This window comes from Ramlibacter sp. MMS24-I3-19 (genome assembly GCF_050320135.1).
Lineage (GTDB): Bacteria > Pseudomonadota > Gammaproteobacteria > Burkholderiales > Burkholderiaceae_C > Ramlibacter.
The window spans coordinates 2,728,846-2,754,495 of sequence record NZ_CP190017.1; the positions used below are offsets into that span (position 1 = coordinate 2,728,846).

Annotated in this window: 23 protein-coding genes, 1 tRNA gene and 1 pseudogene; 9 read left to right on the forward strand and 16 right to left on the reverse strand. The window is 69.2% G+C overall.

The genetic code is table 11. The features are described from left to right. Positions 1-127: 127 nt before the first annotated feature. The 3 genes from ACPWT1_RS13650 to ACPWT1_RS13660 form a co-directional block, all read right to left on the reverse strand. Positions 128-2,293 carry a glycogen debranching N-terminal domain-containing protein gene (locus ACPWT1_RS13650; protein ID WP_427911718.1) on the reverse strand — a complete coding sequence of 722 codons (2,166 nt, stop codon included), beginning with the start codon at positions 2,291-2,293 and terminating at the stop codon, positions 128-130. A 21-nt stretch (positions 2,294-2,314) separates the two neighbouring features. After that, complete coding sequence (locus tag ACPWT1_RS13655; protein ID WP_427911719.1) at positions 2,315-3,352, reverse strand: glycosyltransferase family 4 protein; 1,038 nt, start codon at positions 3,350-3,352, stop codon at positions 2,315-2,317. Positions 3,353-3,485: 133 nt separating this feature from the next. Further along, positions 3,486-3,559 (reverse strand) — tRNA-Gly (locus ACPWT1_RS13660). Positions 3,560-3,679: 120 nt separating this feature from the next. On the opposite strand from ACPWT1_RS13660, the gene ACPWT1_RS13665 reads away from it, so the two are divergent. The 3 genes from ACPWT1_RS13665 to ACPWT1_RS13675 all read left to right on the forward strand — a co-directional run bounded on the left by ACPWT1_RS13665 (position 3,680) and on the right by ACPWT1_RS13675 (position 5,394). After that, on the forward strand, positions 3,680-3,913 hold the full coding sequence (locus tag ACPWT1_RS13665; protein WP_427911720.1) for a DUF1059 domain-containing protein: 234 nt from the start codon (positions 3,680-3,682) through the stop codon (positions 3,911-3,913). A gap of 90 nt (positions 3,914-4,003) precedes the next feature. Continuing rightward, on the forward strand, positions 4,004-4,600 hold the full coding sequence (locus ACPWT1_RS13670; RefSeq protein ID WP_427911721.1) for an ABC transporter ATP-binding protein: 597 nt from the start codon (positions 4,004-4,006) through the stop codon (positions 4,598-4,600). Beyond that, positions 4,597-5,394: an ABC transporter permease gene (locus ACPWT1_RS13675; RefSeq protein WP_427911722.1), complete on the forward strand. Its 798-nt coding sequence runs from the start codon at positions 4,597-4,599 to the stop codon at positions 5,392-5,394. Before ACPWT1_RS13670 ends, ACPWT1_RS13675 begins: the two co-directional genes overlap by 4 nt. A 2-nt stretch (positions 5,395-5,396) precedes the next feature. Here the strand turns inward: ACPWT1_RS13675 and ACPWT1_RS13680 are convergent, their stop codons facing one another. Next, positions 5,397-6,419: a mechanosensitive ion channel family protein gene (locus ACPWT1_RS13680; protein WP_427911723.1), complete on the reverse strand. Its 1,023-nt coding sequence runs from the start codon at positions 6,417-6,419 to the stop codon at positions 5,397-5,399. Positions 6,420-6,718: 299 nt separating this feature from the next. On the opposite strand from ACPWT1_RS13680, the gene alaS reads away from it, so the two are divergent. Next, entirely contained in the window at positions 6,719-9,343 is a 2,625-nt protein-coding gene (gene alaS, locus ACPWT1_RS13685) for an alanine--tRNA ligase (protein WP_427911724.1), read from the forward strand. Between the two features lie 553 nt (positions 9,344-9,896). On the opposite strand, the gene trmB is transcribed toward alaS, so the two are convergent. Genes trmB through ACPWT1_RS13705 form a run of 4 tightly spaced genes read right to left on the reverse strand, consistent with a single transcriptional unit; the run spans position 9,897 to position 13,515 of the window. Continuing rightward, positions 9,897-10,613, reverse strand: a complete 717-nt coding sequence (gene trmB, locus ACPWT1_RS13690) for a tRNA (guanosine(46)-N7)-methyltransferase TrmB (RefSeq protein ID WP_427911725.1) — start codon at positions 10,611-10,613, stop codon at positions 9,897-9,899. After that, positions 10,606-11,484 (reverse strand): tRNA glutamyl-Q(34) synthetase GluQRS, encoded by an 879-nt coding sequence (gene gluQRS / locus ACPWT1_RS13695; RefSeq protein ID WP_427911726.1) that lies wholly within the window; start codon positions 11,482-11,484, stop codon positions 10,606-10,608. The genes trmB and gluQRS overlap by 8 nt, the downstream gene beginning before the upstream one ends. Next, the gene (locus ACPWT1_RS13700; RefSeq protein ID WP_427911727.1) at positions 11,481-12,545 is read right to left on the reverse strand and encodes an NAD(P)/FAD-dependent oxidoreductase; all 1,065 of its coding nucleotides are present in this window, start codon (positions 12,543-12,545) and stop codon (positions 11,481-11,483) included. The genes gluQRS and ACPWT1_RS13700 overlap by 4 nt, the downstream gene beginning before the upstream one ends. 13 nt (positions 12,546-12,558) lie before the next feature. Further along, on the reverse strand, positions 12,559-13,515 hold the full coding sequence (locus tag ACPWT1_RS13705) for a LysR family transcriptional regulator (RefSeq protein WP_427911728.1): 957 nt from the start codon (positions 13,513-13,515) through the stop codon (positions 12,559-12,561). A 112-nt stretch (positions 13,516-13,627) separates the two neighbouring features. On the opposite strand from ACPWT1_RS13705, the pseudogene ACPWT1_RS13710 reads away from it, so the two are divergent. The 4 genes and pseudogenes from ACPWT1_RS13710 (at position 13,628) to ACPWT1_RS13725 (ending at position 16,366) form a co-directional block, all read left to right on the forward strand. Further along, positions 13,628-14,328, forward strand: a pseudogene (locus tag ACPWT1_RS13710) (pirin family protein). 41 nt (positions 14,329-14,369) lie between these two features. Continuing rightward, complete coding sequence (locus ACPWT1_RS13715) at positions 14,370-14,825, forward strand: DoxX family protein (RefSeq protein ID WP_427911729.1); 456 nt, start codon at positions 14,370-14,372, stop codon at positions 14,823-14,825. 82 nt (positions 14,826-14,907) lie between these two features. Then, positions 14,908-15,465, forward strand: a complete 558-nt coding sequence (locus ACPWT1_RS13720) for a flavodoxin family protein (protein ID WP_427911730.1) — start codon at positions 14,908-14,910, stop codon at positions 15,463-15,465. Positions 15,466-15,469: 4 nt separating this feature from the next. After that, on the forward strand, positions 15,470-16,366 hold the full coding sequence (locus ACPWT1_RS13725) for a pirin family protein (protein WP_427911731.1): 897 nt from the start codon (positions 15,470-15,472) through the stop codon (positions 16,364-16,366). Positions 16,367-16,492: 126 nt separating this feature from the next. Here ACPWT1_RS13725 and ACPWT1_RS13730 read toward each other — a convergent pair whose 3' ends face one another. Then, entirely contained in the window at positions 16,493-17,230 is a 738-nt protein-coding gene (locus tag ACPWT1_RS13730) for a sulfurtransferase (protein WP_427911732.1), read from the reverse strand. Between the two features lie 150 nt (positions 17,231-17,380). On the opposite strand from ACPWT1_RS13730, the gene dnaE reads away from it, so the two are divergent. Next, positions 17,381-20,839: a DNA polymerase III subunit alpha gene (gene dnaE, locus ACPWT1_RS13735; RefSeq protein ID WP_427911733.1), complete on the forward strand. Its 3,459-nt coding sequence runs from the start codon at positions 17,381-17,383 to the stop codon at positions 20,837-20,839. A 102-nt stretch (positions 20,840-20,941) separates the two neighbouring features. Here the strand turns inward: dnaE and tolA are convergent, their stop codons facing one another. The 7 genes from tolA to ribH are packed head-to-tail and all read right to left on the reverse strand — an operon-like array spanning position 20,942 to position 25,641. Then, positions 20,942-21,853 carry a cell envelope integrity protein TolA gene (gene tolA, locus ACPWT1_RS13740; protein ID WP_427911734.1) on the reverse strand — a complete coding sequence of 304 codons (912 nt, stop codon included), beginning with the start codon at positions 21,851-21,853 and terminating at the stop codon, positions 20,942-20,944. Positions 21,854-21,857: 4 nt separating this feature from the next. After that, on the reverse strand, positions 21,858-22,283 hold the full coding sequence (locus ACPWT1_RS13745; RefSeq protein ID WP_427911735.1) for an ExbD/TolR family protein: 426 nt from the start codon (positions 22,281-22,283) through the stop codon (positions 21,858-21,860). A gap of 1 nt (position 22,284) precedes the next feature. Beyond that, on the reverse strand, positions 22,285-23,025 hold the full coding sequence (tolQ, locus tag ACPWT1_RS13750) for a protein TolQ (RefSeq protein ID WP_427911736.1): 741 nt from the start codon (positions 23,023-23,025) through the stop codon (positions 22,285-22,287). Beyond that, on the reverse strand, positions 23,022-23,423 hold the full coding sequence (ybgC, locus tag ACPWT1_RS13755; RefSeq protein WP_427911737.1) for a tol-pal system-associated acyl-CoA thioesterase: 402 nt from the start codon (positions 23,421-23,423) through the stop codon (positions 23,022-23,024). Before ybgC ends, tolQ begins: the two co-directional genes overlap by 4 nt. Continuing rightward, on the reverse strand, positions 23,423-24,607 hold the full coding sequence (locus tag ACPWT1_RS13760; protein ID WP_427911738.1) for a pyridoxal phosphate-dependent aminotransferase: 1,185 nt from the start codon (positions 24,605-24,607) through the stop codon (positions 23,423-23,425). Before ACPWT1_RS13760 ends, ybgC begins: the two co-directional genes overlap by 1 nt. After that, on the reverse strand, positions 24,607-25,125 hold the full coding sequence (gene nusB / locus ACPWT1_RS13765; RefSeq protein ID WP_427911739.1) for a transcription antitermination factor NusB: 519 nt from the start codon (positions 25,123-25,125) through the stop codon (positions 24,607-24,609). The genes ACPWT1_RS13760 and nusB overlap by 1 nt, the downstream gene beginning before the upstream one ends. Positions 25,126-25,170: 45 nt before the next feature. Then, entirely contained in the window at positions 25,171-25,641 is a 471-nt protein-coding gene (ribH, locus tag ACPWT1_RS13770) for a 6,7-dimethyl-8-ribityllumazine synthase (RefSeq protein ID WP_427911740.1), read from the reverse strand. Positions 25,642-25,650 lie beyond the last annotated feature (9 nt).

Sequence of the window (25,650 nt, forward strand, 5' to 3'; positions counted from 1 at the left end):
GTTGGTTTGCGTGGGCCGCGCGAAGCGCGACAGCGGTGCAACGAATGCCCCAGCCGGTATCGCGGTGCTGCGAGCACGACGGTGCCGCGCAGGGCTCGTGACGCGCCGATGCCACGACAACAGGGTGTCAGACCACGACGCTGACGCTCACGCCCGGATCCTTGCGCAGCACCTCGACGCCGACACTGCGCTCGTGCCGCTTCAGCAGCAGGTCGCAGCTGGGGCCCGGGGCGCCGAGACGCTCGACGCGCAGCCAGTCGACCACCTCGGGCAGCCGTGGCGAATGCAGGCACACCGAATTGCCCGCCACGTCGAGGCCGAGACAGGCCTGCAGCATGGCGAAGGGCGCGGCAGCCGCCCACGCCTGCGGCGCGCAGGCCACGGGGTACAGCGTCGGGCCGGCGCCGGGGCGGCGCGGAAAGCCGCAGAACAGCTCGGGCAGCCGGTGCAGGTCGAAGTGCAGGCTGGCCTCGTACATCGCGCCGAACAGCCGGACGGCCGCATCGGTGAATCCGTAGCGCGCCACTCCCATCGCGGCGATGGCCGTGTCGTGCGGCCAGATCGAGCCGTCGTGGTAGGACATCGGGTTGTACCGGGCCTCACCGTGAGCCACCGTGCGAATGCCCCAGCCGGAAAAGAACTCGGGACCCAGCAGCAGCCGGGACACGTGCCCCGCGTGCTCGTCCGATGCGATGCCTGACCAGAGGCAGTGCCCCATGTTCGAGGCCAGCACGTCGCAGCGGCGCTTGTGCCCATCCAGCGCGATCGCGTAGGCGCCGCGCTCGGTCGACCAGAACGCCGCTTGGAAGCGCACGCACAGGTCGGCGGCAGCCTTGCGCAGGCGGTCTGCCAGCGCCTGGTCGCCCACCGCCGTGGCCATCTCTGCCAGCGCCAGCTTGGCGCGGTAGACGTAGCCCTGCACCTCGCACAGCGCGATCGGCGCCTCGGCCAGGCGGCCATCGCGGTGGAACACGGAGTCCTGCGAGTCCTTCCAGCCTTGCTGGGTCAGTCCGTCCTTGCTCTTGCGTGCGTACTCGACGAAGCCGTCGCCGTCCGCGTCGCCGTAGTGGTCGATCCACTGTAGTGCGGCCAGCAGCCTGGGCCACAGCCGCCGGATCGAGTCGGTGTCGCCGGTGCGGTGCCACCAGGCGCCGGCCAGCACCAGGAACAGCGGCGTCGCGTCGACCGTTCCGTAGTAGCGGCCGAACGGGATCTCGCCCGTGCGGGCCATCTCGCTGTCACGCGCCTCGTGCAGGATCTTGCCGGGCTCCGCGTCGCGTTCCGGGTCGCGCTGTGTCGCCTGCGTGTCGGCCAGGAATTCGAGCACGCCCCGCGCGAGCCCCGGGTCGATCCACAGGTACTCCAGCGCGGTCAGGATCCCGTCCCGCCCGAACGTGGTCGAGTACCAGGGCACCCCGGCATAGGGGTAGGGACCGGTGCGCAACTGGGTGGTCAGCATCTCCAGGTCCGACGCGGACCGGTCCAGCCACAGGTTGACCAATGGATTCGACGAGGTCGCCTGGCACACGTCTTCGCGTCCACGTCTGCGCGATTGTGCGCAGGCGCGGAAGGCCTGCTCGTACCGGATGGTCGGCGGCTGCCGCTCGCCTTCACGCTCGCAGGTCACGGTGATGTACAGGTGCCGCTCCTCGCCCGGCTCCAGCGCGATGTCGTAGGCGGCGCTGCGCGGCTGGAGGGCATCCGGCGCGGGATCGAAGTGCAGCCGCGTGCGGCGAGTCGCGCCGTCGAGGCCGCGGTAGCCGAAGGTGACGCCCTCCGGGCCGACCACGGGCTCCAGCCGCTGGCCGCGGCGGTCACGTGTCATGCCGCGTACCTCGAACAGGTCCACGAAGTCGGCGTCGAAGGTCAGCTGGAGCCGGACCCGCGCCGCCCGCCCGCCGTGGTGGCTCACGCGCACGTGCTGGTGGCAGGCGTCGTTCCACAGCAGCTTGGCGCGGAAGATGTGCAGCTCACCCTTGGGCAGCACGACGTGGCCGTTCTCGGTCAGGTCCGGGTTCATCAGGTCAATGGCAAGCAGGCTGTTGGCCTGCTCGATCGAGGAGCCGAGATACATGGGCCGCATGCCGTTGATGGTCAGCTCCTCGTGCGACAGGAAGCGCGTGTCTTCGTGGTACAGCCCCTCCTGCCCCGGCGCCAGCACCGCGATGTCGCCGAAGCGGTCGAACAGCGCGAACGCCTGGCCTTCCTTCAATGTTTTGGGCTGCTCGTCGGCGCGCGCCAGCGTCGCCAGCACATACCACTTGTCGTCGACCTGGATGGTCCTCTCGGTCATGGAGCTCTCCTGCCTGCGCGCTCAGGCGGACGCGCGCTCCGCCACGAGCCGGCGGTACAGCGCAAGGTACGAGGCCGCCATGACCGGGGCAGCGAACCGGCGTTCGAATGTCTCGCGGCACTTGCGCCTGCTGATGGTGTCCAGCCTGCCTGCCACCGCGATCGCCTCGCGCTGGTCGCTCACCACGAAGCCGGTGACACCGTCCTGCAGCAGTTCCGGGACCGAGCCGTGCCCATAGGCAATCACGGGGGTGCCGCAGGCCAGCGCCTCGATGATGACCAGCCCGAACGGCTCGGGCCAGTCGATCGGCATCAGCAGCGCCCTGGCATTTCCCATGAATTCGTTCTTCGCCTTGTCGTCGATCTCGCCGACGAAGGTGACCAGCGGGTGGTCCAGCATCGGCTCGATCGTGTCGTCCCAGTACTGCCGGTCGGCGGGGTCCACCTTGGCCGCGACTCGCAGCGGCGTGCCGGTGGCAATGGCGATCTCGATCGCGCGGTCGCAGCGCTTCTCGGGCGAGATGCGGCCGACGAACGCGAAGTAGTCCTGCGCCTCCGGATGGAAGTCGTACATGTCGGTGGGGAGGTCGTGGTGGACCGTGGCCAGCCAGTTCGCGTTCGGCAACGGAGCGCGCTGGGCGTCCGAGATCGACACCAGGGGATGACGGTGGAAGTGCCTGAACAGGGGCTGCAGGTCCGGCAGATCAAGCCTGCCGTGCAGCGTCGTCAGGCTGGCCGTTCGGCAGCGCTTCGCGATCGGCAGGTGCAGCGTGTCGATGTGGAAATGGATGACATCGAAGCTGTCGGACATCTCTCGCACCCGGTCGACCATCAGCGTGTGCCAGATCACGGGGTCAGGCTTGCCGGGATGCAGTCTCAGCGCGCGATCGATGACCGGCACGAGCTCGCCCTGCGTGCGCGAGTCGCCGCTCGCGAACAGGGTGACCTTGTGGCCGAGATCGACCAGGGTCTCGGTCAGGTAGTGCACCACCCGCTCGGTCCCGCCATAGGCGCGTGGCGGCACGCTTTCGACCAGCGGGGCAACTTGCGCGATCCTCATGAAGGGTCCGATCTGGCAGGGACCATAGCAACGCCCCGTGCGCTACGGTGTAGGAACGGGACGAGGGGGATGAGGGGAAGGGGCGCTCTTCACCTGACTGCCGGATGACGAAGCGGCTGGTGAGAGGCTCTGCTGGAGCGGGCGATGGGAATCGAACCCACGTCTTGAGCTTGGGAAGCTCAGGTCCTGCCATTGAACGACGCCCGCGTTCAGGCGCGCATTCTACCGTCGAGGCCGGCATTGCCGTGGCAGCGTCAGGGCCATGGTGGCGCTTCGCGAACGGCTGCCTAGAGTGGATCCGCGCCCGCCGGGCGCGAAGGAGCTGCCATGGACCGCCTCTACATCGATTGCCGTGAGTTCCCCAGCGAAACCAACTGCACCGTCGCGATCTGCGCCGACACCGAGCGCGAACTGCTCGAGGCCGCCGTGCAGCACGCCGTGGCCGTGCACGGACACACCGACACGCCGGAGCTGCGTTCGCAGATCGCCAGCGGGATGAAGCACGGCACGCCGCCGGAGCAGGCGCCCGCGCAGCACGCGATGGCGTCCGAAGCGCTCTGACGTGCGGCCGCGGCCGGGACAGCTGCGGCAGGTGCCGCCAACGTCCGAGCGCGCCCGTGGGGCTCGCGACGTCGGCTATGGTGCGCGCCGATGCTCGAACTGCTGTCCCTCCAACGCCTGCATGTCGGTCCGATCGATCTGCGGCTCGATGCGGGCGAGTGCATCGCCATCCAGGGCCGGTCGGGATCGGGCAAGAGCGTGCTGCTGCGCATGGCGGCCGACCTGGACCCGCACGAGGGCGACTGCGCGCTGGACGGCAATCGCTGCTCGCGGATGCCGGCGCCTGCCTGGCGCAGGCAGGTGACTTACGTTGCGCCGGACTCCGGCTGGTGGGCCGAAGCGATCGCGGACCACTTCGACTCGCCGGCGGCTCTGCGAGCCTTGCTGCCGCGGGTCGGGCTCGCGACCGAGGCCGTCGAGTGGCCGGTCGCACGCCTGTCAACGGGCGAACGCCAGCGGCTCGCCCTGCTGCGGGCCGTGGCCAACGCCCCGCGCGTGTTCCTGCTGGACGAACCCACGTCGGGATTGGACCTGGACACCCGCCACCAGGTCGAGGCGCTGCTGCGCGAGCAGCTGCAGGGCGGCAGCGCAATCCTGCTCGTCACGCATGACCCCGAGCTGGCGGAACGCCTCGCGCATCGGCGCTTCACCATGGACGCAGGCGGGCTGCATCAGGGCGCCGCATGACCGAGCCGCACCTCGGCTGGCTCACGCTGGCGGCCACGTCGCTGCTGGTGGTGGCCAATGCGCTGCTGTCGCTGAAGTTCCACCTGGGCGTCGGCCGCTCGATGCTGGTCGCCGGCGCGCGCATGGTCGTGCAGCTGTTGCTGGTCGGGCTGCTGCTGAAGACGATCTTCACGCTCGGCTCGCCGTGGCTGGTCGCGGCGGTGCTGCTGGCAATGCTGGGCAGCGCAGCATGGGAGACCCGGTCGCGGCAGCGGCGCCGCTTTGCCGGGCACTGGGGCTACTCGCTGGGGGCGGGCACGATCTCGATCGCGGTGATTCCGGTCACGGCGCTCTCGATGGCGCTGCTGCATCCCGATCCCTGGTTCGATCCGCGCTTCGCGATCCCGATGTTCGGCATGGTCCTGGGCAACGCGATGAGCAGCGTGAGCGTGAGCCTCAATGCGTTCAACACCGCCGTCGTGCGCGAGCAGCGCGGCATCGAGGCGCAGCTGGCGCTGGGCGCAACGCGGGGCCGTGCCATCGGGCCGATCCGCAGCGATGCGCTCAAGACCGGCATCATCCCGGTCATCAACCAGATGACCGCGGCCGGCATCATCACGCTTCCCGGAATGATGACCGGCCAGGTGCTGGCCGGCATGTCACCGTTCGAGGCCGCGCAGTACCAGGTGTTCGTGCTGTTCCTGATCGCGGGCGCCAGCGGGTTCGGCGCCGCGGTCACGGTGATCGCCGCCAGCTGGCGCGTGACGGACCAGCGGCACCGGCTGCGGCTGGACCGGCTGCTGCGATCGGACTGAGCTCAGAACCCCTCGGAATCGTGCCGCGGCGCGGAAGGCGTCGGGTACATCTGGTTGCCCGCATCCTGCGAGGCGCCCGAGCCGCTGCCCGTGCGCGGGCCGCCGTCGGTGGGGTTCTGCGGACCGCCGGCATAGCTGCCGCCACCCGAGCTGCCCGTCCCGCCCGAATAGCCGCCGGTGCTGCCGCCACCCGAATAGCCGCCGCTGCTGCCACCCGAGTAGCCGCCGCCGGAGGAGCCGCTGCCGCCGTAGTTGCCGCCGCTCGACTCGGTCATGCGAGACGCCTGCTCGCTGGCCATGCGTCCGCCGGCGTCGGCTGCGTGCGCGAGCTTGTCGCCCTTCTGCTGCGCGGTGCTGTACCAGTTGCTGACGATCCGGCCCGCCGTCTCGCGGCCGCCGAGGCCGAACGCCAGGCCCAGGCCCAGCGCGATGGCGCCCACGAAGGCCATGAACAGCGTGTTGACCAGCGTCGTCGCGATGCCGATCTGGTTGACGGCGACCACGATGGCGAAGGCCCACACCAGGCTGGCGGCGACCTTGGCCAGCAGGTTGGAGTTGGAGATGCCGGCTTCGGCAGTGGCGCCACGCACCAGGTTGCTCAACGCACGGGCGGCCAGGCCGCCGATGACCAGCACCACCAGCGCCACGACCACGTTGGGCAACCAGAGCAGCAGGTCACGCAGAACGTCCGAGACCGCGGGCAGTCCCAGCGCGTCGAAGGCCACGACCATGCCGATCAGGCGGATGAACCATTTGGCGATCAGTCCGATCGCGCCCGAGGCGTCGGTGCTGGAGCCGCTCTTGTTCACGAAGTCCTGCAGGCCGGAGCGCTGCGCGAGATCGTTGAACCGCACGGCGCGCAGCAGTGCCGCCACGCCCTTCTCGACGAGGGCCGACAGCAGCCACGCGACGACCAGGATCACGACGAAGCCGATGATCTTGGGAATGGCCGAGAGGAACATCGCCAGGGCGGCGGCCAGCGACGTCATCATCGCCGAGCTCCAGTCTGAGATTGCGGTTGGCATGGTGTGCTCCGTGAGCGTGAAATGGTTGGATGCCTGAATCTCGGATCGTGTCGTGGCCCGGCGGGTCGGCGCAGGTCCGTGCGTGATGTAGGAAGAAACGTCAACGGTTCGAATGGATCAGGCGGATGGCTCAGCACTTGCATGGAGCCCCGTGGCCATGGACGAGGCTCACGGCCGGCAGCGCCCTTTGCCAAGGGCGGCCAGAGGCGAAAACCTATAATTCAATGTTCAGCTGCAGCCAGCAGCGCTGCGCTCGAGGCACTGCTTTTCGCTTCGCGCGCACCCCATCCGGACCCTCCATGACCGCGCCCACCATCTCCGTTGCCGACATCCGCAAGACCTTCCTGGACTTCTTCGCCAGCAAGGGCCACACGGTCGTCGACTCCAGCCCGCTCGTGCCGGGCAACGACCCGACGCTGATGTTCACCAACTCGGGGATGGTGCAGTTCAAGGACGTGTTCCTGGGCACCGACAAGCGCCCGTACGTGCGCGCGGCGTCGGTTCAGGCGTGCCTGCGTGCCGGCGGCAAGCACAACGACCTGGAGAACGTGGGCTACACGGCGCGGCACCACACGTTCTTCGAGATGCTGGGCAACTGGAGCTTCGGCGACTACTTCAAGCGCGAGTCGCTCAAGTGGGGCTGGGAGCTGCTGACCGAGGTCTACAAGCTGCCCAAGGACAAGCTGCTGGCCACTGTCTACCACGAGGACGACGAGGCCTACGACATCTGGACGAAAGAGATCGGCCTGCCGCCCGAGCGCGTGATCCGCATCGGCGACAACAAGGGCGGCAAGTACAAGAGCGACAACTTCTGGATGATGGCCGACACCGGCCCGTGCGGCCCGTGCTCGGAGATCTTCTACGACCACGGCGAGCACATCCCCGGCGGCCCGCCCGGCAGCCCCGGCGAGGACGGCGACCGTTTCATCGAGATCTGGAACCACGTGTTCATGCAGTTCGACATGCAGCCCGATGGCAGCGTGGTCAACCTGCCCGCACCGTGCGTGGACACGGGCATGGGCCTGGAGCGCCTGGCGGCGATCCTGCAGCACGTGCACAGCAACTACGAGATCGACATCTTCGAGAAGCTGATTGCCGCCGCGGCGCGGGAGACCGGCACCAGGGACCTGTCGAATCCGTCGTTGCGCGTCATCGCCGACCACATCCGCGCCACCGCGTTCCTGGTCAGCGACGGCGTGATTCCGAGCAACGAGGGCCGCGGCTACGTGCAGCGCCGCATCATCCGGCGCGGCATCCGCCACGGCTACAAGCTGGGCAGGAAGACGCCGTTCTTCCACAAGCTGGTGCCGGACCTCGTGGCGCTGATGGGCGCGGCATACCCGCGCCTGAAGGCCGAGTCGCAGCGCATCTCCGACGTCCTGAAGAACGAGGAGGAGCGCTTCTTCGAGACGCTCGAGAACGGCATGGACATCCTCGACGCCGCCTTGAAGGACGGCCAGAAGGTCCTCCCCGGTGAAGTCGCGTTCAAGCTGCACGACACCTACGGCTTCCCGCTCGACCTGACGCAGGACGTCTGCCGCGAGCGAGGCGTGACGGTGGACGTCGCGGGCTTCGATGCCGCGATGGACAAGCAGAAGGCCGCGGGCCGCGCGGCCGGCAAGTTCAAGATGGATCGCGCGCTGGAGTACACCGGCTCGGGGCATCCGTTCACCGGCTACGAGCGCCTGGAGGAGCCGGCGAAGGTCGTCGCCCTGTACCGCGACGGCACGGCGGTGCAGCAGCTGAAGGAAGGCGAGCAGGGCGTCGTCGTGCTGGACACGACGCCGTTCTATGCCGAGAGCGGCGGCCAGGTCGGCGACAGCGGTGCGCTGGCGGCCGAGGGCGTGGTGTTCGGCGTTGAGGACACGCAGAAGATCAAGGCCGACGTCTACGGCCACCACGGCACGCAGGCGCAGGGCACGCTGAAGGTCGGCGATGCCGTCATGGCCAAGGTCGACGTCGCGCGCCGCCAGGCGACGATGCGAAACCACAGCGTCACGCACCTGATGCACAAGGCGCTGCGCGAGGTGCTGGGCTCCCACGTGCAGCAGAAGGGGTCGCTGGTCGATGCCGACAAGACGCGCTTCGACTTCACGCACAACCAGCCGGTCAACGAGGACCAGATCCGCGAGATCGAGCGGCGCGTCAACACCGAGATCCTGGCCAACGCGCCGACGCAGGCGCGCGTGATGGACATCGACTCCGCGAAGGCCACGGGCGCGATGATGCTGTTCGGCGAGAAGTACGGCGACACGGTGCGCGTGCTGGACATCGGCACCAGCCGCGAGCTGTGCGGCGGCACGCACGTGCAGCGCACCGGCGATATCGGGATGTTCAAGATCGTCGCCGAGAGCGGCGTGGCGGCCGGCGTGCGTCGCGTGGAAGCGGTCACCGGTGCGAATGCGCTGGCCTACCTGCAGCAGGTCGAGGCGACGGTGCAGAGCGCCGCCGCCGCGCTGAAGGCACCGACTGCCGAACTGCAGTCGCGCATCGGCCAGGTGCTGGAGCAGGTGCGCACGCTGGAGAAGGAAGTCGCCCAGCTGAAGGGCAAGCTCGCGTCGTCGCAGGGCGACGAACTGGTGGGCCGCGCGGTCGACGTCAAGGGCATCAAGGTGCTCGCGGCCACGCTGCAGGGCGCGGATGCGAAGACGCTGCGCGACACGATGGACAAGCTGAAGGACAAGCTGAAGACCGCCGCCATCGTGCTTGCCGCGGTGGACGGCAGCAAGGTCCAGATCGCCGCGGGCGTGACGGCCGACAGCATGGCCAGGGTCAAGGCCGGTGAGCTCGTGAACTTCGTCGCCCAGCAGGTGGGCGGCAAGGGCGGCGGCAAGGCCGACATGGCGATGGCCGGCGGGACCGATGCGAGCAAGCTGCCCGGCGCGCTGCAGTCGGTGCAGGCGTGGGTGGCCGAGCGGGCGTAAGTCCCTCGTCTCGTCGTCGTTCGGGGACGCGCGGCAGGCGGTGTCTGGCAGGGTCTCATACGGTGAGAGTCGCTTCGCCGAAGCTCGCTCCCGTCACCCATCGACCCTGCCAGACACCGCCTGCCGCGTATCGGCATCGCGCGTGTTCGGAGAGGGGCCCTCAGGGCCGCGTGGGTGTCATCCGGCATGACCCGCGACCCAGCATGGGGCGCCTTGGATTCCCGCATTCGCGGGAATGACGGGACTCCAGAGAAGAGCAGAGCGGCCGCGTAGCGGGTCGATCAAACACGCTGCTGGTACGCGGCAGGCGGTGTCTGGCCGGGCCGATTTGTGGGACGCTGGAGCCGAGCCGGTCTGGCGTCGCGCGCGCGAGCGCGCTTCGTCATCTGGCTTCCGGCAACGTGTCTGAGCGGAGCCTTTAGGCGCAGCGAGGCCGGACCAGCCAGACCGGCGCAGAGGCGGAAGGAAGCCGGTGCGAGCGCAGCGAAGCGGCCGCCGTCCCACTATGAGGCCCTGCCAGGCGCCGCCTGCCACGCCCCCCGGTGAATCTTCGTCAGCGCTTGACGAAGACGACGTCCCAGACTCCGTGACCAAGCCTGAGTCCACGTCGCTCGAATTTCGTCTCCGGACGATAGGACGGTTTCGGCGCAAATTTTTCCGAGGTGTTTCGCAACTGCGGCTCCTCCCCCAGCACCTGCAGCATCTGCTGCGCATACGGCTCCCAGTCCGTCGCGCAGTGCAGGTAGCCGCCGGGCTTGAGGCGGCTCGCGACCAGCGTCACGAGGGGCGCCTGGATCAGCCGCCGCTTGTGGTGGCGCAGCTTGTGCCAGGGATCGGGGAAGAACACGTGCACGCCGTCCAGTGACGCCGGCACCAGCATCTGGTTCAGCACCTCCACGGCGTCGTGCTGCACGATGCGGATGTTGGACAGGTCGTTCTCGCCGATGCGCTTGAGCAGCGCGCCCACGCCGGGCTCGTGCACCTCGCAGCAGAGGAAGTCCTTCTCCGGCATCAGGCCCGCGATGTGCGCTGTGGCGTCGCCCATGCCGAACCCGATCTCCAGGACCACCGGCGCCGTGCGACCGAAGGTGGCGGGCAAGTCCAGCGGCGTGGATTGGAAGGGGACCAGGAACCGAGGCCCGAGGTCCTGCATCGCACGGGCCTGCCCGACGGTCGTGCGGCCGGCGCGGCGCACGAAGCTGCGGATGGTGCGTGGATGCGGCACGCCCTCGGGCGCGTGCGGTGCGGAGGAATCGGTCTCGTCAGTCACCGGGCGATTGTAGGAACGGCCAGTGACGCACCCAGGCCGCAAGTGCGTCGGGCAGCGACGTGGCCTGCCCGGGCAGGCCCAGCACCGCGGCGGCCGCATTCATCGCAGCGAGCGGATCGCGCAGGTCCAGCGGCATCGCGCCGTTCTGCTTGGACAGCTTCTCGCCGTCGGCCGCCAGCACCAGCGGCGTGTGCAGGTAGGCCGGCGCGCCCAGGCCCAGCGCCCGCTGGAGCACCAGTTGCCGCGGCGTGTTGTCGGCCAGGTCCTCGCCACGCACGACATGCGTGATGCCCTCGTCGGCATCGTCGACGACGACAGCGAGCTGGTACGCCCACAGGCCGTCCGCGCGGCGCAGCACGAAGTCGCCGACCTCGGTGGCCACGTCCTGCTGCTGCGGGCCGAGGCGGCGGTCGGTCCAGCGCACGACGCCTTCGGGCACGCGCAGGCGCCACGCGCGGGCAGGCCGCCCGTGCAGGCCCGACCGGCAGGTGCCGGGGTAGGGCGCTTCCTGGCCGCGCACACGGGGACGGCCCTGGGCTGCCAGCGCGTCCTCGATGTCCTTGCGCGAACAGGCGCAGGGATAGGCCTTGCGCGTGCGCACCAGCCGACCGAGCGCGGCCTGGTACAGCGCGCCGCGTTTCGATTGCCATTGCGGTGGTTCGTCGGGGAGCAGGTGGCAGGCCGCCAGCTGCGCCAGGATCGTGGTGTCGGCACCGGGAATGCAACGCGGCGTGTCCACGTCCTCCATGCGCACCAGCCATCGGCCACCATGCGCGCGTGCATCGAGCCAGCTGGCCAACGCCGCCACCAGCGAGCCGGCATGCAGCGGCCCGGTGGGCGAGGGCGCGAAGCGCCCTCTATACGCAGTCATGGGGCCAGGGCGGCCAGTGCCAGCTCCAGCCCGGACACGAACGCGTGCTCGAGGCGGTAGCCCAGGCACCAGTCGCCGCAGGCGCCCAGGCCCAGGCGCCCGTCCCAGAGGTGCGAGCGGCCCAGCGGCGCGGTGGTCTTGGCGTAGCGCCAGCGCTTGACCTGCGCATGGCCCGGCTCGGCGCGGATGCCGGTGATCTCGGCGAACGCCTTGCGCAGCTTGGCTTCCACGCGTTGCGGATCGTCGTCCAGGTGCTCGGCCGACCAGGCGGGGCTCGCCTGCACGGTCCAGCGCTCCACGGCGCCGCGCCCCGGCTTGGAGGACTCGCGCGCCAGCCAGGCGATGCGGTGGTGCGTGCTCAGGGCCGCGTTCCACTGCGGGCCGATGTGCGGCAGGCCGGGCTGCACCGCCTGCGGGAAGGCCAGCATCAGGGTCCAGCACGGCGCGATCTCCACCTCGCGCATGCGCGAGACGAAGGTGGGTGCCAGGCGCGAGCGCTCCAGCAGTGCGGCCGCATGCGCCGGGGGAATGGCCAGCAGCACCGCATCGAAACCGGCGAACACGTGCACGCTGCCGTCGTCGCCGCGCGTGTTCAGCTGCCAGCGCTGCGCGTCGAGCGCATCGCGCTCCATCGCCTGCACGTGCGTGCCCAGCGTGATGGCGCCGCTGTCGGCCAGGGGCTGGGCCCAGTGCTTGGGCAGCACGTCCATGGCCGGCGTGCCGACCCAGTGCGCCTCGGGTGTGGGCTGCGCCGCCTCTGCCACGCGGCCGAGCGGGTCCAGCACGCGGACGGCGGTGGCGCTCCAGCGTCGGCAGGCCGAAGGCGTGGTGGCCAGCGCGGCGGCGAAGCGTTCGTCACGCACGGTGAAGAACTGCGTTCCGTGGTCGAACGTGCCGAACGGCGTGTGCCGGCTGGCCATGCGGCCGCCGACCTTGAGCGCCTTCTCGAAAAGCTGCACGCGGTGGCCGGCCTGGGCCAGGGTGCGGGCCGCCGTGATGCCGGCGAGCCCGGCACCGATGACGGCGAAGTTGCGGGCAGGAGCGGCGTTGGTGGTCGGCATCGGGTGCATTGTCTCAGCCGGCGAGGGCGCTGACGTGGCGGTGCAGCAGTGCATCGCGCGTGGCCTTGCTTTCCAGCTGGGCCAGCCACCACTGCAGGCCGCGTCCGGGCCCGAGCGCGCCGCCTTCGCGCCACACGTAGCTCATGCGGGCCAGGCGCGAAGGCCGCCGCACCTGTCTTGCCACCAGGCGGCCGGTGTCGAGGTAGGGACGCGCCATCGGCTCGGGCAGGAAGCCCACGCCGATGCCGCGCAGCTGCGCATCGAGCTTGGCTCGCATCGTCGGCACCGTGAAGACGTCTTGCCCGGCGAGCAGGCCCATCGTGACGCCGGCTCCGCGCTGCACGGAGTCGGCGACGGCCACTGCACGGTGCTGCAGGATCACGTCGTCGCCGACCGGCTCGGGCGCCGACGCGATCGGGTGGTGCGGCGCCACCGCGAACACGAAGGGCACTTCGCCGAGCGCGCGGCTTTGCAGCCCCAGCGTGTTGCCCGGTTCGAGCGCGACGCCCAGGGCCAGGTCGGCTTCCCCGCGCACGATGGCCTGCAGCGTGCCCGAGAGCGACTCGTCGCGCAGGCGCAGGCGGGTCTGCGGCGCGACCTCGAAGAAGGCCTGCGCCAGTTCCATGATGGTGCTGGCCGACACCACGACGTCCACGGCGATGGTGAGCTGCGACTCCCAGCCGGTGGCCACGCGCCGCACGCGATTGGCCACCGCATCGACCTCGCCGAGCAGGCGCTCGCCCTCGCGCAGCAGCTCGCTGCCCGCGGCGGTGAGGCGCGCCTGGCGCGAGGCACGGTCGAACAGCAAGGCGTCGAGCGCGTCCTCGACCTGCCGCACGCGGTACGTGACTGCGCTGGGCACCAGGCCCAGCTCGCGGGCCGCGGCGGCGAAGCTGCCGGTGCGCGCCACCGTCTGCAGCAGGGCCAGGGCATCGGGCGTGAGCACCTCGCGGGGCGTCGAAGCAGGCATCTGGGCGTTCAGTTTTTTTGAATGATGCCATCAAAGCCGGACCGCTGATGAAGGCGCGAGCGGCACCTACATTGGCTCCATTGCACCCGCATCGCTTCACAAGGAGAACGCCATGCTGACCCTTCGCCGATCCGCCGAGCGCGGCCATGCCAACCACGGCTGGCTGGACTCGCACCACAGCTTCTCGTTCGCGAACTACTACGACCCCGAGCACATGGGCTGGGGCAACCTGCGCGTGATCAACGAGGACCGCATCGCTCCGGGCACCGGCTTCGGTACCCACGGCCACCGCGACATGGAGATCGTGAGCTACGTGCTCGAGGGCAACCTCGCGCACAAGGACAGCATGGGCAACGTCAAGGGCATCCCGCCCGGCGACGTGCAGCGCATGAGCGCCGGCACGGGCGTGCAGCACAGCGAGTTCAACCACGCGCCGAACCAGACCACGCACTTCCTGCAGATCTGGATCCTGCCCAACGAGCGCGGGATCACGCCCGGCTACGAGCAGAAGACCTTCACCGATGCCGACAAGCGCGGCCAGCTGCGCCTGGTGGCATCGCCCGATGGCGCCGAAGGCTCCGTGACGATCCATGCCAACGCGCGTCTCTATGCCGGCCTGTTCGACGGCGACGAGTCGGCCGAGCTGCAGCTGGCCAGCGGCCGCAAGGGCTACGTGCACCTGGTGCGGGGGAACTCGAGGCCAACGGGCAAGTCCTGCATGCAGGCGACGCGCTCCTGCTCGACAATGAGACCCGCGTGCAGCTGCGCCAGGGGCGCCACGCCGAGGTGCTGGTGTTCGACCTCGAGCCCTGATTAGTCCCGTTGTTTGTTCCACACCTGAAAGGAAGATTTCCATGGCAACCATGACCCACGGCGCCACCGCCACCACGGCCGGCACCACCGCGAGCTCGGCGTCCGACGTCGCCGCCCTGCTCGGCCGCGTGCTGATCGCCTACCTGTTCGTGCCCTCGGGCTTCAGCAAGCTGCTCGGCTTCGCCGGCACGGTCGGCTACATCGCCTCCAAGGGCGTGCCGCTGCCGGAGGTGTGCGCCGCGATCGCCGTGTTCGCCGAGCTGGGCCTGGGCCTGCTGGTGCTGGTCGGCTGGCAGGCGCGCTGGGCCGCGCTGGGCCTGGCCATCTTCACGGCCGTGATCACGCCGATCTTCCACGGCTACTGGGCGGTGCCCGACGCGCAGGTGATGATGCAGAAGCTGAACTTCACCAAGAACCTGGCCATCGTCGGCGGCCTGCTGGCGTTCTACGCTTTCGGTCCCGGCCGACTGAGCGTCGACGGACGCGCACGCAGCTGATCGCGTTTCGCCTGATACCCTGAACGCGCCGGCCTCGTGCCGGCGTTCTTTCTCCTGACTCCACAACAAGGACACGTTCCCCATGCCCTCCATCGCTGTCGTCTACCACTCCGGCTACGGCCACACCCAGCGCATGGCGCAGGCCGTCGCCGAAGGCGCGGGAGCGCGCCTGATCGCCATCGACGCCGACGGCAACCTGCCGGCCGGGGGCTGGGAGGAGCTCAAGGCAGCGGACGGCATCATCTTCGGCTCGCCCACCTACATGGGCTCGCCGACCTGGCAGTTCAAGAAATTCGCCGATGCGTCGTCGAAGCAGTGGTTCGCGCAGGAGTGGAAGGACAAGGTCGCGGCCGGCTTCACCAACAGCGCCGGCATGAACGGCGACAAGTTCAATGCGCTCGTCGACCTGTTCACGCTGGCCATGCAGCATTCGATGATCTGGGTGAGCCAGGGCCTGATGCCGTCGAACACGCGCGCCGCGAAGCGTGACGACGTGAACTACCTGGTGTCGTACAGCGGCGCGATCGCGCAGTCGCCCTCCGATGCCGGCGCCGACGCGATGTCCGCTGGCGACCTGGAGACGGCGCGCCTGTTCGGCAAGCGCGTGGCCGAAGTGACGGCGCGGCTGGCGAGGGCCTGACACCATGGCCGGCGCGCTGGCGCTGCAAGGGCACGAGAAGGACCTGGGCGGCGGCTTCAAGGTCCGCCGATTGCTGCCGGCCGCGCGCCAGCGCAGCGTCGGGCCCTTCGTGTTCTTCGACCACTTCGGGCCGGTGACCGAATTGCCGGTCGACAACCACGACGTGCGGCCGCATCCGCACATCGGGCTGGCGACGGTCACCTACCTCTTCGAGGGCGCGATGATGCACAGGGACAGCCTGGGCAGCGTGCAGCGCATCGAGCCGGGCGCGATCAACTGGATGACGGCAGGACGCGGCATCGTGCATTCCGAGCGCAAGCCCGACGACCTGCGCGGTCGCGCCTTCGTCAACCACGGCTTGCAGTTGTGGGTGGCGCTGCCGGCCGACAAGGAAGAGATCGCGCCGTCCTTCGTGCACACGCCGGCGGACGCGATCCCGCAGGTTGTCGCCGGGGACGCGCAGGTGCGGGTGCTGGTCGGCCAGGCCTTCGGCGTTCGCTCACCGGTGCAGCCGGCGTCGCCGACGCTGTATCTCGACGTGGCGCTGCCGCAGGGCGGGCGCTTCGAGCTGCCGCCATTGGCCGCGGAACTCGCGATCTATCCGTTGCAGGGCACCCTGTGTCTCGATGGCGAAGACATGCCCGAGCGGCAGATGCTCGTGCTGGAAGGCGGTGCGCCGGCCCGCATCGAGGCCGATGGCGAGGCCCGCCTCGTCGTGGTCGGTGGCGACCCGCTGGGCGAACGCTTCATGTACTGGAACTTCGTGTCCAGCCGCAAGGACCGCATCCTGCAGGCCAGCGCGGATTGGGAAGAGGGCCGCTTCGGTGTCGTGCCGGGCGACGACAAGGAATTCATCCCGTTGCCGCCGACCCGGTTTACGCCGCCGGAGCCGATGTCGTAGATCGGCGAGTGATCCCTCGTCAGGACCTGAAGATGTCATTGCGGGCTTGACCCGCAATCCAGTCCCGCGGTCGATCACGCGCCGGCGCTGGATCCCGGGTCAAGCCCGGGATGACACCCTGATGGATCATCCCTTCGCCGGCAACAGCTCCGGATCCAGCGCTTCCCGCTCGTCGAACACGAAGCAGGTGCCGTGGTAGTGCGCGCCGCCGGCTTCCTCGAAGTACTTGAGGATCCCGCCTTCCAGCTGCCACACGTGGTCGAGCCCGGCTTCGCGCATCACGAGCGCGGCCTTCTCGCAGCGGATGCCGCCGGTGCAGAAGCTCACGACGGTCTTGCCTTCGAGCTCGCCCTTGTGGGCGTGCAGTGCCGCCGGGAAGTCGCTGAACTTGTGCAGGCGCCAGTCGATCGCGCCGTCGAAGGTGCCGTGGTCGACCTCGAATGCATTGCGCGTGTCCAGCGTGACCACCGGCCGGCCCTCGTCGTCATGGCCCTGGTCGAGCCAGCGCTTCACCGTCCGCGCGTGGATGGCGGGTGCGCGGCCTTCCTGCGGTGCGATGGCCGGCTGGTTCATGCGGATGATCTCGGCCTTGACCTTCACCAGCAGCTTGCGGAACGGCTGGGACTGCGACCAGCTGCGCTTGGTGTCGAACCCCTGCAGGCCTGGCTGCGCCCGGATGATCGTGAGCAGGCTCTCGATGCCGCTTTCCGATCCCGCCAGGAACAGGTTGATGCCCTCGTGCGCGAGGACGATTGTCCCCTTCAGGTGGCGCTGCGCGGCCGCCTCGAGCAGCACATCGCGCAACGCGTGGGGGTCGTCGAGCCGGGCGAAGCAGTAGCCGGAGACGTTCAGGACGGCGTGCACTGCCGAATTTTAAGAGGCCGTCGGCCTGTCATTCCCGCGAAGGCGGGAATCCAGGGCTTCCGTGCACGCCTTGGGTCCCCGCCTCCGTGGGGGCGACAGGGGCGTGCGATTCTTCCGGGCCGGGCGGACCCGGCTTCTTAAAATGGGCGCATGTTCGTCCACCTGCGCCTGCACACCGAGTTCTCCATCGTCGACGGCACGAACCGCATCGACGACGTCGTGAAGGCCGCGGCGGCCGATGGCCAGCCGGCGCTGGGCATCTCGGACCTGAACAACCTGTTCGGGGCAATCAAGTTCTACAAAGCCGCGCGTGGCGCGGGCGTCAAGCCCCTGATCGGCGCCGAGGTCCTGCTGCAGGGCGTGGGGGCCGACGCCAGCGCGCTGTCGCGCGTCGTGCTGCTGGTGCAGAACCGCAACGGCTACCTGAACCTGTGCGAGCTGCTGGCGCGCGCGTGGACGCAGAACGTGGTGCGTGCGCAGGGCGCGTGCAAGCTCGAGTGGCTGCGCGAGCTGGGCGAGGGGCTGATCCTCCTCTCCGGCGCGCACGCCGGACCGGTGGGCCAGGCGCTGCTGCAGGGCGACCAGCAGCGCGCCAGCCAGGCCGCGCTGGAGCTGGCGTCGCTGTTCCCGCACCGCTTCTACATCGAGCTGCAACGCGCCGGGCGTCCCGACGACGAGAAGCATGTCGCCGCGGCCGTGCAACTGGCCGCGGCGCTGAAGCTGCCCGTGGTCGCCACGCACCCGGTGCAGTACACGACCGCCGACGACTACGAGGCGCACGAGGCGCGCGTGTGCATCGCCGAGGGCGAGATCCTGGGCAACCAGCGCCGCGTGCGCAAGTTCACGCGCGAGCAGTGGTTCAAGCCGGCCGCGGAGATGGAGGCGCTCTTCGCCGACGTGCCCTCGGCCGTGGCCAACACGCTGGAGGTGGCCAAGCGCTGCAACCTGGTGCTGGACCTGGGCAAGCCGCGCCTGCCCAACTTCCCGACGCCCAACGGCATGCCGATCGAGGAGTACTTCCGCCATGCGTCGCACGAGGGACTGAAGGAGCGCCTGGTCCACCTGTACCCGGACGCGGCGCAGCGCGAGAAGGAAACGCCGCGCTACGTCGAGCGCCTCGAGTTCGAGATCGGGACCATCCTGAAGATGGGATTCCCGGGCTACTTCCTGATCGTGGGCGACTTCATCAACTGGGCCAAGAACAACGGCTGCCCGGTGGGTCCGGGCCGCGGTTCGGGCGCCGGCTCGCTGGTGGCGTATGCGCTGAAGATCACCGACCTGGACCCGCTGCAATACAACCTGCTGTTCGAGCGCTTCCTGAACCCGGAGCGGGTGTCCATGCCCGACTTCGACATCGACTTCTGCCAGGGCAATCGCGATCGCGTCATCGAGTACGTGAAGCAGAAGTACGGGCGCGAGGCGGTGAGCCAGATCGCCACCTTCGGCACCATGGCCGCGCGCGCGGCCATCCGCGACGTCGGGCGGGTGCTGGACATGAGCTACACGTTCTGCGACGGCATCAGCAAGCTCATTCCCAACAAGCCGGGCCAGCACATCACGATCGCCGAGGCGATCAAGGTCGAACCGATCCTGGCCGACCGCCTGGAGAAGGAAGACGAGGTCAAGACGCTGCTGCATTTCGCGCAGAAGCTCGAGGGCATGACGCGCAACATCGGCATGCACGCGGGTGGCGTGCTGATCGCGCCGGGCAAGCTCACGGACTTCACGCCGCTGTACCAGCAGCCGGGCAGCGAATCGGCCGTGAGCCAGTACGACAAGGACGACGTGGAAGCGGCGGGCCTGGTGAAGTTCGACTTCCTGGGCCTGGCCACGCTCACCATCCTGGAGATCGCCCGGGAGTTCATCCGCGCCCGCCACAAGGGCCAGGAGGACTTCGCGTTCGAGAACATCCCATTGGACGACGCGGCCACCTACCGCCTGTTCTCCGATGGCAAGACCGAAGCCGTGTTCCAGTTCGAATCGCGCGGCATGCAGGGCATGCTGCGTGACGCGAGGCCCACGCGCCTGGAGGACCTGATCGCGCTCAACGCGCTGTACCGCCCCGGTCCGATGGACCTGATCCCCAGCTTCGTGGCCCGCAAGCACGGGCGCGAACCGGTGGAATACCCGCATCCGCTGGTGTCGGAGATGCTCTCGGAGACCTACGGGATCATGGTCTACCAGGAGCAGGTGATGCAGACCGCGCAGATCCTGGGCGGCTACACCCTCGGCGGCGCCGACCTGCTGCGCCGCGCGATGGGCAAGAAGAAGGCCGAGGAGATGGCCAAGCACCGCGAGATCTTCCGCGAGGGTGCTGCCAAGAACGGAATCTCGACCGAGAAGGCCGACGAGATCTTCGACCTGATGGAGAAGTTCGCGGGCTACGGCTTCAACAAGTCGCACGCCGCCGCCTACTCGCTGCTGGCCTACCACACGGGCTGGCTGAAGGTGCACTACACGGCCGAGTTCTTCTGCGCGAACATGACCGTGGAAATGGACAACACCGACAAGCTGAAGGTGCTGTTCGAGGACGCGATCAAGAACTTCGGCATCACCTTCGAGGCGCCGGACATCAACCGCGGCAACTACCGCTTCGAGCCGATCTCCGACAAGGCGATCCGCTACGGCCTCGGCGCCGTGAAGGGCACGGGCCAGCAGGCCATCGAGGCCATCGTGCGTGCTCGCCAGGAGGGTGGGGCGTTCAAGAGCCTGTTCGATTTCTGCGTCCGCGTGGACCGCACGCGCATCAACAAGCGCACGGTCGAGGCGTTGATCAAGGCCGGCGCGTTCGACACGCTGCAGCTCAATCGCGCGTCGCTGGTTGCCTCCATCGACCGCGCTTTCGACTTCGCCAATGCGCAGGAGGCGAACGCCAACCAGGGCGGGCTGTTCGACATGGGCGACTCGCATGGCGCCAGCACGCAGGAGCCGGACCTGGTGGACGCGCTGCCCTGGGGCGTGAAGGAGCGGCTGACGCACGAGAAGACGGCGGTCGGTTTCTACCTCTCGGGCCACCTGTTCGACGAGGTGGCGCTGGAGGTGCGCCGCTTCGTGCGCACCAAGGTCGACGACCTGATCGACAGCCGCGAACCGCAGCTGCTGGCGGGCATCATCAGCGACCTGCGCGTGATCAACGGGCAACGCGGCAAGCTGGCCCTCTTCAAGCTCGATGACAAGAGCGGCACGATCGAGGGCACGGCCGACGAGGCGGTGCTCAATGGCAATCGCAACCTGCTGAAGGACGACGAGCTGGTGATCGTGCAGGCGCGCCTGCAGCCGGACCGCTTCACCGGCGGCTTCCGCATCTCGGTGCAGCAGGTCTGGGACCTGGCGACGGCCCGCTGCCGCTTCGGCAAGTTCCTGCGCGTGGCGGTCAACGGCCGTGCACCGGACATCCAGCGGCTGGTGCGCGAGTTCCCGGCACGGCGCGAGATGACGGAGCAGGGCGAGCTGGTCCGCGGGCTGCCGGTGCGGCTGGCGCTGCGTCGCGACAAGGCGATCGCGGAGCTGCAGCTGGGCGAGGAAGCGCGGTTCTTCCCGACGGATGCCGCGCTGGCCAGCTGGATGGCGCAGGCCGATGCGGGACAGGCGCAGATCGTCTACGAGTAGCGAGCCAGCGGCCCGTCATCCCGGGCTTGACCCGGGATCCAGCGCTTGTCGAAGCGCCGCACTGGATTGCGGGTCAAGCCCGCAATGACATGGCCGCGGACCTCAGTCCTTCGGCCTGAACACCAGCGTCATCGCGGAGGGCACGCGGCCGTCCACATCGCGAGGGAACACCTCGGTGCGATCGATGGCGCGCAGCACGGCTTCGTCCCAGCTGGCGACGCCACTGGACTTGCGCAGGGAGCGGCCCACCACCGTGCCGTCGGGGGCGAGGCGCACGTCGACCTCGGCGCTCGGATTGCCGGACACCAGGTCGGTGAACACGATGTTCGGCTTGACCTTGGCGCGGACGCGGCCGCCGTAGCTGGCCGAGGGGCCCGCGGATTGCAGCGCCGAGCCGGTCGACGTTGCCGATCCGGTAGCGTTGGCCATGCCCTGGATGCGCTTGATGTTCTCTTCGCGGATCTTGGCCAGGCGCTCTTCCTCCTGCTTCTCGCGACGAGCCTTGGCCTGCTCCTCGCGCTTCTGCTTGGCCTGCTCTTCCTGCTTCGCCTTCGCCTGTTCCTCGCGGCGACGCTGTTCATCGGCCGCCTTCTTCGCCTGCTGCTGCTTCTCCAGCTCTTCCTGGCGCTTGCGCTCGGCGAGCTTGCGCTGGCGCTCCGCTTCTTCCTCGCGCTTCTTCGCCGCCTCGGCGGCCTGCTGGCGCTCGCGCTCCAGCGCGATCTCGGCATCGCTGCGCTGCGGTGGAGCGGGCGGCGGCTGCACGACCGGCTTCTCCACTGGTGGGGGCGGAGGCGGCGGCGGAGGCGCTTCGACCGGCTTGGGCGCGGCCTGCTGCGGCGTGGGAGCCCACAGTTCGGCCTCGACGGCGATCTTGTCGTCGTCGCGCTTCCACTGCACGCCAATGCTCAGGGCCATCACCAGCACCAGGTGCGCGATGACTGCGAAGGCGAGCGAGCGCCCCAGGCTGCCTTCGGGCGGCGGCGTGAACTCCGGGGCTTCGGCGACGGCGGGCATGGCGTCAGCGGGCCAGTTGCACGGACAGGCCGACGCGCTGCACGCCGGCGCGCTGCAGCGTGTCCATCACGCGCACCACGGTCTCGTACTTCACGCTGCGGTCGGCGCTGATCACCACGGCCACGGTGCCGGGAGGCTTGCCGGCCTGCGACGCGAGCACCGCCTGGGCCAGCGCCTGCATGGCCATCGGCGAGCTCTTGTCGCCGCTGCGCAGCACCAGGCTTTCGTCCTTGCCGATCACCACCTCCACCTTCTGGTCGGGGGTGCGATTGGCCTTGCCGACGCTGGGCAGGTCGATCAGGCTGGGCGTGATGAGCGGTGCCGTGACCATGAAGATGATCAGCAGCACCAGCATGACGTCGATGAACGGGACCATGTTGATCTCGTTGATCGTGCGGCGGCCACGGCCGCGGGCGGCGACGCCGGGCATGTCAGAACCGCGAGGCCGGCGAGCCGGACGTGGCGGCGGCCGCAGTGGCTGCCGTGCCCGCCGCGGCACTGGCGCCGAGATTGCGCTGCAGGATGTTGGAGAACTCCTCGATGAAGGTCTCCAGCCGGATGGCCACGCGATCGATGTCGCGGGCGAACCGGTTGTAGGCGACCACAGCGGGGATGGCGGCGAACAGGCCGATGGCGGTGGCCACCAGCGCCTCCGCGATGCCGGGGGCCACGGTGGCCAGCGTCACCTGCTGCAGGGCCCCCAGGCCGGTGAACGCATGCATGATCCCCCACACGGTGCCGAACAGGCCGACATAGGGAGACACGGAGCCGACCGAGGCGAGGAACGACAGGTGCTGCTCCGCGGCATCGAGCTCGCGCTGGTAGCTGGCCCGCATCGCGCGGCGCGCGCCATCGAGCAGGGTTCCGGCGTCCTGGATGCGACGCTCGCGCAGCTTCTGGTACTCACGCATGCCGCTGGCGAAGATGCGTTCCATCGGGCCGGCGAGCTTGGCGTGCTGCGCGGCCGAGGCGAACAGTTCGTTCAGGCTGGTGCCGGACCAGAATTCGCGCTCGAACACCTCGTTGAGCGACTTCACGCGCGAGAGCGAGAACAGCTTGCCGAAAATGGCCGCCCAGCTTGCGATGGAGACGCAGGCGAGCAGCAGCATGACGGCCTGCACCACCCAGCTGGCGCCGAGCACCAGTTGCACGATAGACAGGTCGTGGTTCATTGATTCAAAGCCTCCAGGATGTTGGCGGGGATTCTCGCAGGACGCAGCGTGGCCGCTTCGACCCACCCGATGCGGATGGTGCCGGTGGCCAGCACCGCACCGGTGGGTTGCAGCAGCGCCCGCTGCGCGATGACCATCGACGCACGGCCTGCTTCTTGGAGCTGGGCCGTCACCAGAAGTTCGTCGTCCAGGCGCGAAGGTTGCAGATATCGCACCGAGGTCTCGGACACGACGAACATGCCGCCGGTGCGCTCGCGCAGGTCGCGCTGGCTGACGCCCAGCGAGCGCAGCCACTCGGTGCGGGCGCGCTCGAAGAACTTCAGGTAGTTGGCGTAGAAGACGATGCCGCCGGCGTCGGTGTCTTCCCAGTAGATGCGAACGGGCAGCTGGAACGCCATCAGGGCGCCATCTCCCGCAGTCGCTGCACCGCCTCCTGCAGGTGCTGCAGGCTGCTGGCGGTTGAGAAGCGCACGAACCGGCGCGTGTCGGCAGTGCCGAAATCCCGCCCCGGCGTGACGGCCACGTGGGCGCGCTTCATCACCTCGAACGCGAACTCCCAGCTGTCGGGCAGTCCCAGCTTCTCGCACCAGGCGGAGCAGTCGGCCCAGGCGTAGAACGCGCCGTCCGGCATCACGGGCACGGTGAGCCCGAGCTCGTCGAGGACCGGGATGAAGAAGTCGCGCCGCGCCTTGAACTCGGCCCGGCGCCGCTCGTACTCGGCGATGCTGGCCGGCTCGAAGCAGGCGAGGGCGGCGTGCTGCGACACCGTGCTCGGGCAGATGAACAGGTTCTGCGCCAGCCGCTCGATGACGGGCACCAGCACTTCGGGCACCACCATCCAGCCCAGGCGCCAGCCGGTCATGTTGAAGTACTTGGAGAAGCTGTTGATGCTCACCACCTGGTCGTCCAGCGCCAGGGCCGAGTGGCCGAAGCGGTCGTCGTGGCTCAGGCCCAGGTAGATCTCGTCGACCAGCGTGATGCCGCCGTGGGCGCGCACCACCTCGTGGATGCGCCGCAGCTCGCCGGGGTCGATGGACGTGCCGGTGGGATTCGAGGGCGAGGCCAGCAGCACGCCCCGCGTGCGCGGGCCCCAGTTCGCTTCGACGGTCGCGGCGGACAGCTGGAAGCGCTCGGCCGCGGTGGTCGGCACCAGCACCGCCGTGCCTTCCGCGGCGCTGACGAAGTGCCGGTTGCAGGGATAGCTGGGATCCGGCATCAGGATCTCGTCGCCGGCCTCGATGAGGGCCAGGCAGGCCAGCTGCAGCGCGGCGGACGCGCCGGCCGTGACCACGATGCGGCGCGCCGGCACGTCGATGCCGAAACGGCTGGCATACCAGCCGCTGATGCGCTCGCGCAGGGCGTCGAGCCCGGTGGCGTCGGTGTACTGCGTGCGGCCGGCGCGCACCGCGCGTTCGGCGGCTTCCTGCACCAGCGGCGGGGCGGTGAAATCCGGCTCGCCGATGTTGAGGAAGACCATCGGCCGGTCGCTGCGCGCGACTTCGCGCGCCAGCTGCGAGGCGGCCTTGGCCACCTCCATGACGTAGAACGGCTCGATGCGCTCGGCGCGGCGGGCGATGCGCATCAGGGGCGCGCCTTTCCGCTGGCGCGGTCGGCCTCGACCTCGGTCGACCGCAACGTCGGCGCGAGGCCGTTGAGGACGCCGTTCACGTACTTGTGGCCGTCGGTGCCGCCGAATTCCTTCGCGAGTTCCACGCACTCGTTGATCACGACGCGCCAGGGCACGTCGGGCGCATGGCGGAATTCCCAGACGCCGATCCACATCACCGCATGCTCGATGGGGGAGATCTCGGCCATCTTGCGATCGAGCAGCGGCACGATCAGCGCGTCCTGCTCGGCCGCTTCCTGGATGCAGCCGTGCAGCAGGGCGTCGTAGTGCCCCGTGTCGGCCTTGTGGAAGCCGGCCAGGTCGCGGGTGAACTGGTCGATCGAGGGCGCGTCGTTGCGCCCCACCAGGTGCTGGTAGAGCGCCTGCAGCGCGAACTCGCGGGCGCGGGTGCGGGCCGACTTGGCCGAGGCCTTGCGGGCGCCGGTGGCCGTGCGCCCAGGCAGCTTGTCGGGAAGGGAAGGGTCAGCAGTCATCGAATTCAGTGTGGGCGGGACGCGCGCCGTGCGCGGCGGCTCCCGTCATGCGAGGCGATCGAGCAGGTTGGCCATCTCGACGACGACGCGCGCTGCGTCGACGCCCTTCTCGGTCTGGCGGGCCACCGCCTGCTCCATCGTCTCGGTGGTGAGGATCACGTTGGCCACGGGCACCTGGTAGTCGAGCGACACCCGGGTGACGCCGGCGGCCGATTCGTTGGCCACCAGCTCGAAGTGGTAGGTCTCGCCGCGGATCACGCAGCCGAGGGCCACCAGCGCGTCGTAGCGGTCGCGCTCGGCCATCGCCTGCAGCGCGACGGGGATCTCGAGCGCCCCGGGCACCTGCACGTGGTCGATGTCCTGCGGCTCCACGCCGAGGCGCGCGAGTTCGTCCTTGCAGGCCTGCGCCAGCGCGCTGGTGATGCCTTCGTTCCAGCGGGCCTGGACGATGCCGATCGAGAGGCCCTTGCCTGCCAGGCTGCCGGCGTCGGCCTTGCCCTTGTCTGCGCCAAACATGGATGTCCT

Bases quoted from the DNA above. Each gene is read 5' to 3' on its own strand.
- alaS (WP_427911724.1), top strand. From the start codon at position 6,719: ATGACCGCGCCCACCATCTCCGTTGCCGACATCCGCAAGACCTTCCTG.
- ACPWT1_RS13700 (WP_427911727.1), bottom strand. From the start codon at position 12,545: ATGCCGACCACCAACGCCGCTCCTGCCCGCAACTTCGCCGTCATCGGT.
- gluQRS (WP_427911726.1), bottom strand. From the start codon at position 11,484: ATGACTGCGTATAGAGGGCGCTTCGCGCCCTCGCCCACCGGGCCGCTG.
- nusB (WP_427911739.1), bottom strand. From the start codon at position 25,125: ATGACTGCTGACCCTTCCCTTCCCGACAAGCTGCCTGGGCGCACGGCC.
- ybgC (WP_427911737.1), bottom strand. From the start codon at position 23,423: ATGGCGTTCCAGCTGCCCGTTCGCATCTACTGGGAAGACACCGACGCC.
- ACPWT1_RS13760 (WP_427911738.1), bottom strand. From the start codon at position 24,607: ATGCGCATCGCCCGCCGCGCCGAGCGCATCGAGCCGTTCTACGTCATG.
- ACPWT1_RS13665 (WP_427911720.1), top strand. From the start codon at position 3,680: ATGGACCGCCTCTACATCGATTGCCGTGAGTTCCCCAGCGAAACCAAC.
- ACPWT1_RS13745 (WP_427911735.1), bottom strand. From the start codon at position 22,283: ATGCCCGGCGTCGCCGCCCGCGGCCGTGGCCGCCGCACGATCAACGAG.
- ACPWT1_RS13725 (WP_427911731.1), top strand. From the start codon at position 15,470: ATGGCCGGCGCGCTGGCGCTGCAAGGGCACGAGAAGGACCTGGGCGGC.
- dnaE (WP_427911733.1), top strand. From the start codon at position 17,381: ATGTTCGTCCACCTGCGCCTGCACACCGAGTTCTCCATCGTCGACGGC.
- ACPWT1_RS13705 (WP_427911728.1), bottom strand. From the start codon at position 13,515: ATGCCTGCTTCGACGCCCCGCGAGGTGCTCACGCCCGATGCCCTGGCC.
- ACPWT1_RS13670 (WP_427911721.1), top strand. From the start codon at position 4,004: ATGCTCGAACTGCTGTCCCTCCAACGCCTGCATGTCGGTCCGATCGAT.
- tolA (WP_427911734.1), bottom strand. From the start codon at position 21,853: ATGCCCGCCGTCGCCGAAGCCCCGGAGTTCACGCCGCCGCCCGAAGGC.
- ACPWT1_RS13650 (WP_427911718.1), bottom strand. From the start codon at position 2,293: ATGACCGAGAGGACCATCCAGGTCGACGACAAGTGGTATGTGCTGGCG.
- tolQ (WP_427911736.1), bottom strand. From the start codon at position 23,025: ATGAACCACGACCTGTCTATCGTGCAACTGGTGCTCGGCGCCAGCTGG.
- ACPWT1_RS13715 (WP_427911729.1), top strand. From the start codon at position 14,370: ATGGCAACCATGACCCACGGCGCCACCGCCACCACGGCCGGCACCACC.
- ACPWT1_RS13655 (WP_427911719.1), bottom strand. From the start codon at position 3,352: ATGAGGATCGCGCAAGTTGCCCCGCTGGTCGAAAGCGTGCCGCCACGC.
- ACPWT1_RS13675 (WP_427911722.1), top strand. From the start codon at position 4,597: ATGACCGAGCCGCACCTCGGCTGGCTCACGCTGGCGGCCACGTCGCTG.
- ribH (WP_427911740.1), bottom strand. From the start codon at position 25,641: ATGTTTGGCGCAGACAAGGGCAAGGCCGACGCCGGCAGCCTGGCAGGC.
- ACPWT1_RS13720 (WP_427911730.1), top strand. From the start codon at position 14,908: ATGCCCTCCATCGCTGTCGTCTACCACTCCGGCTACGGCCACACCCAG.
- ACPWT1_RS13680 (WP_427911723.1), bottom strand. From the start codon at position 6,419: ATGCCAACCGCAATCTCAGACTGGAGCTCGGCGATGATGACGTCGCTG.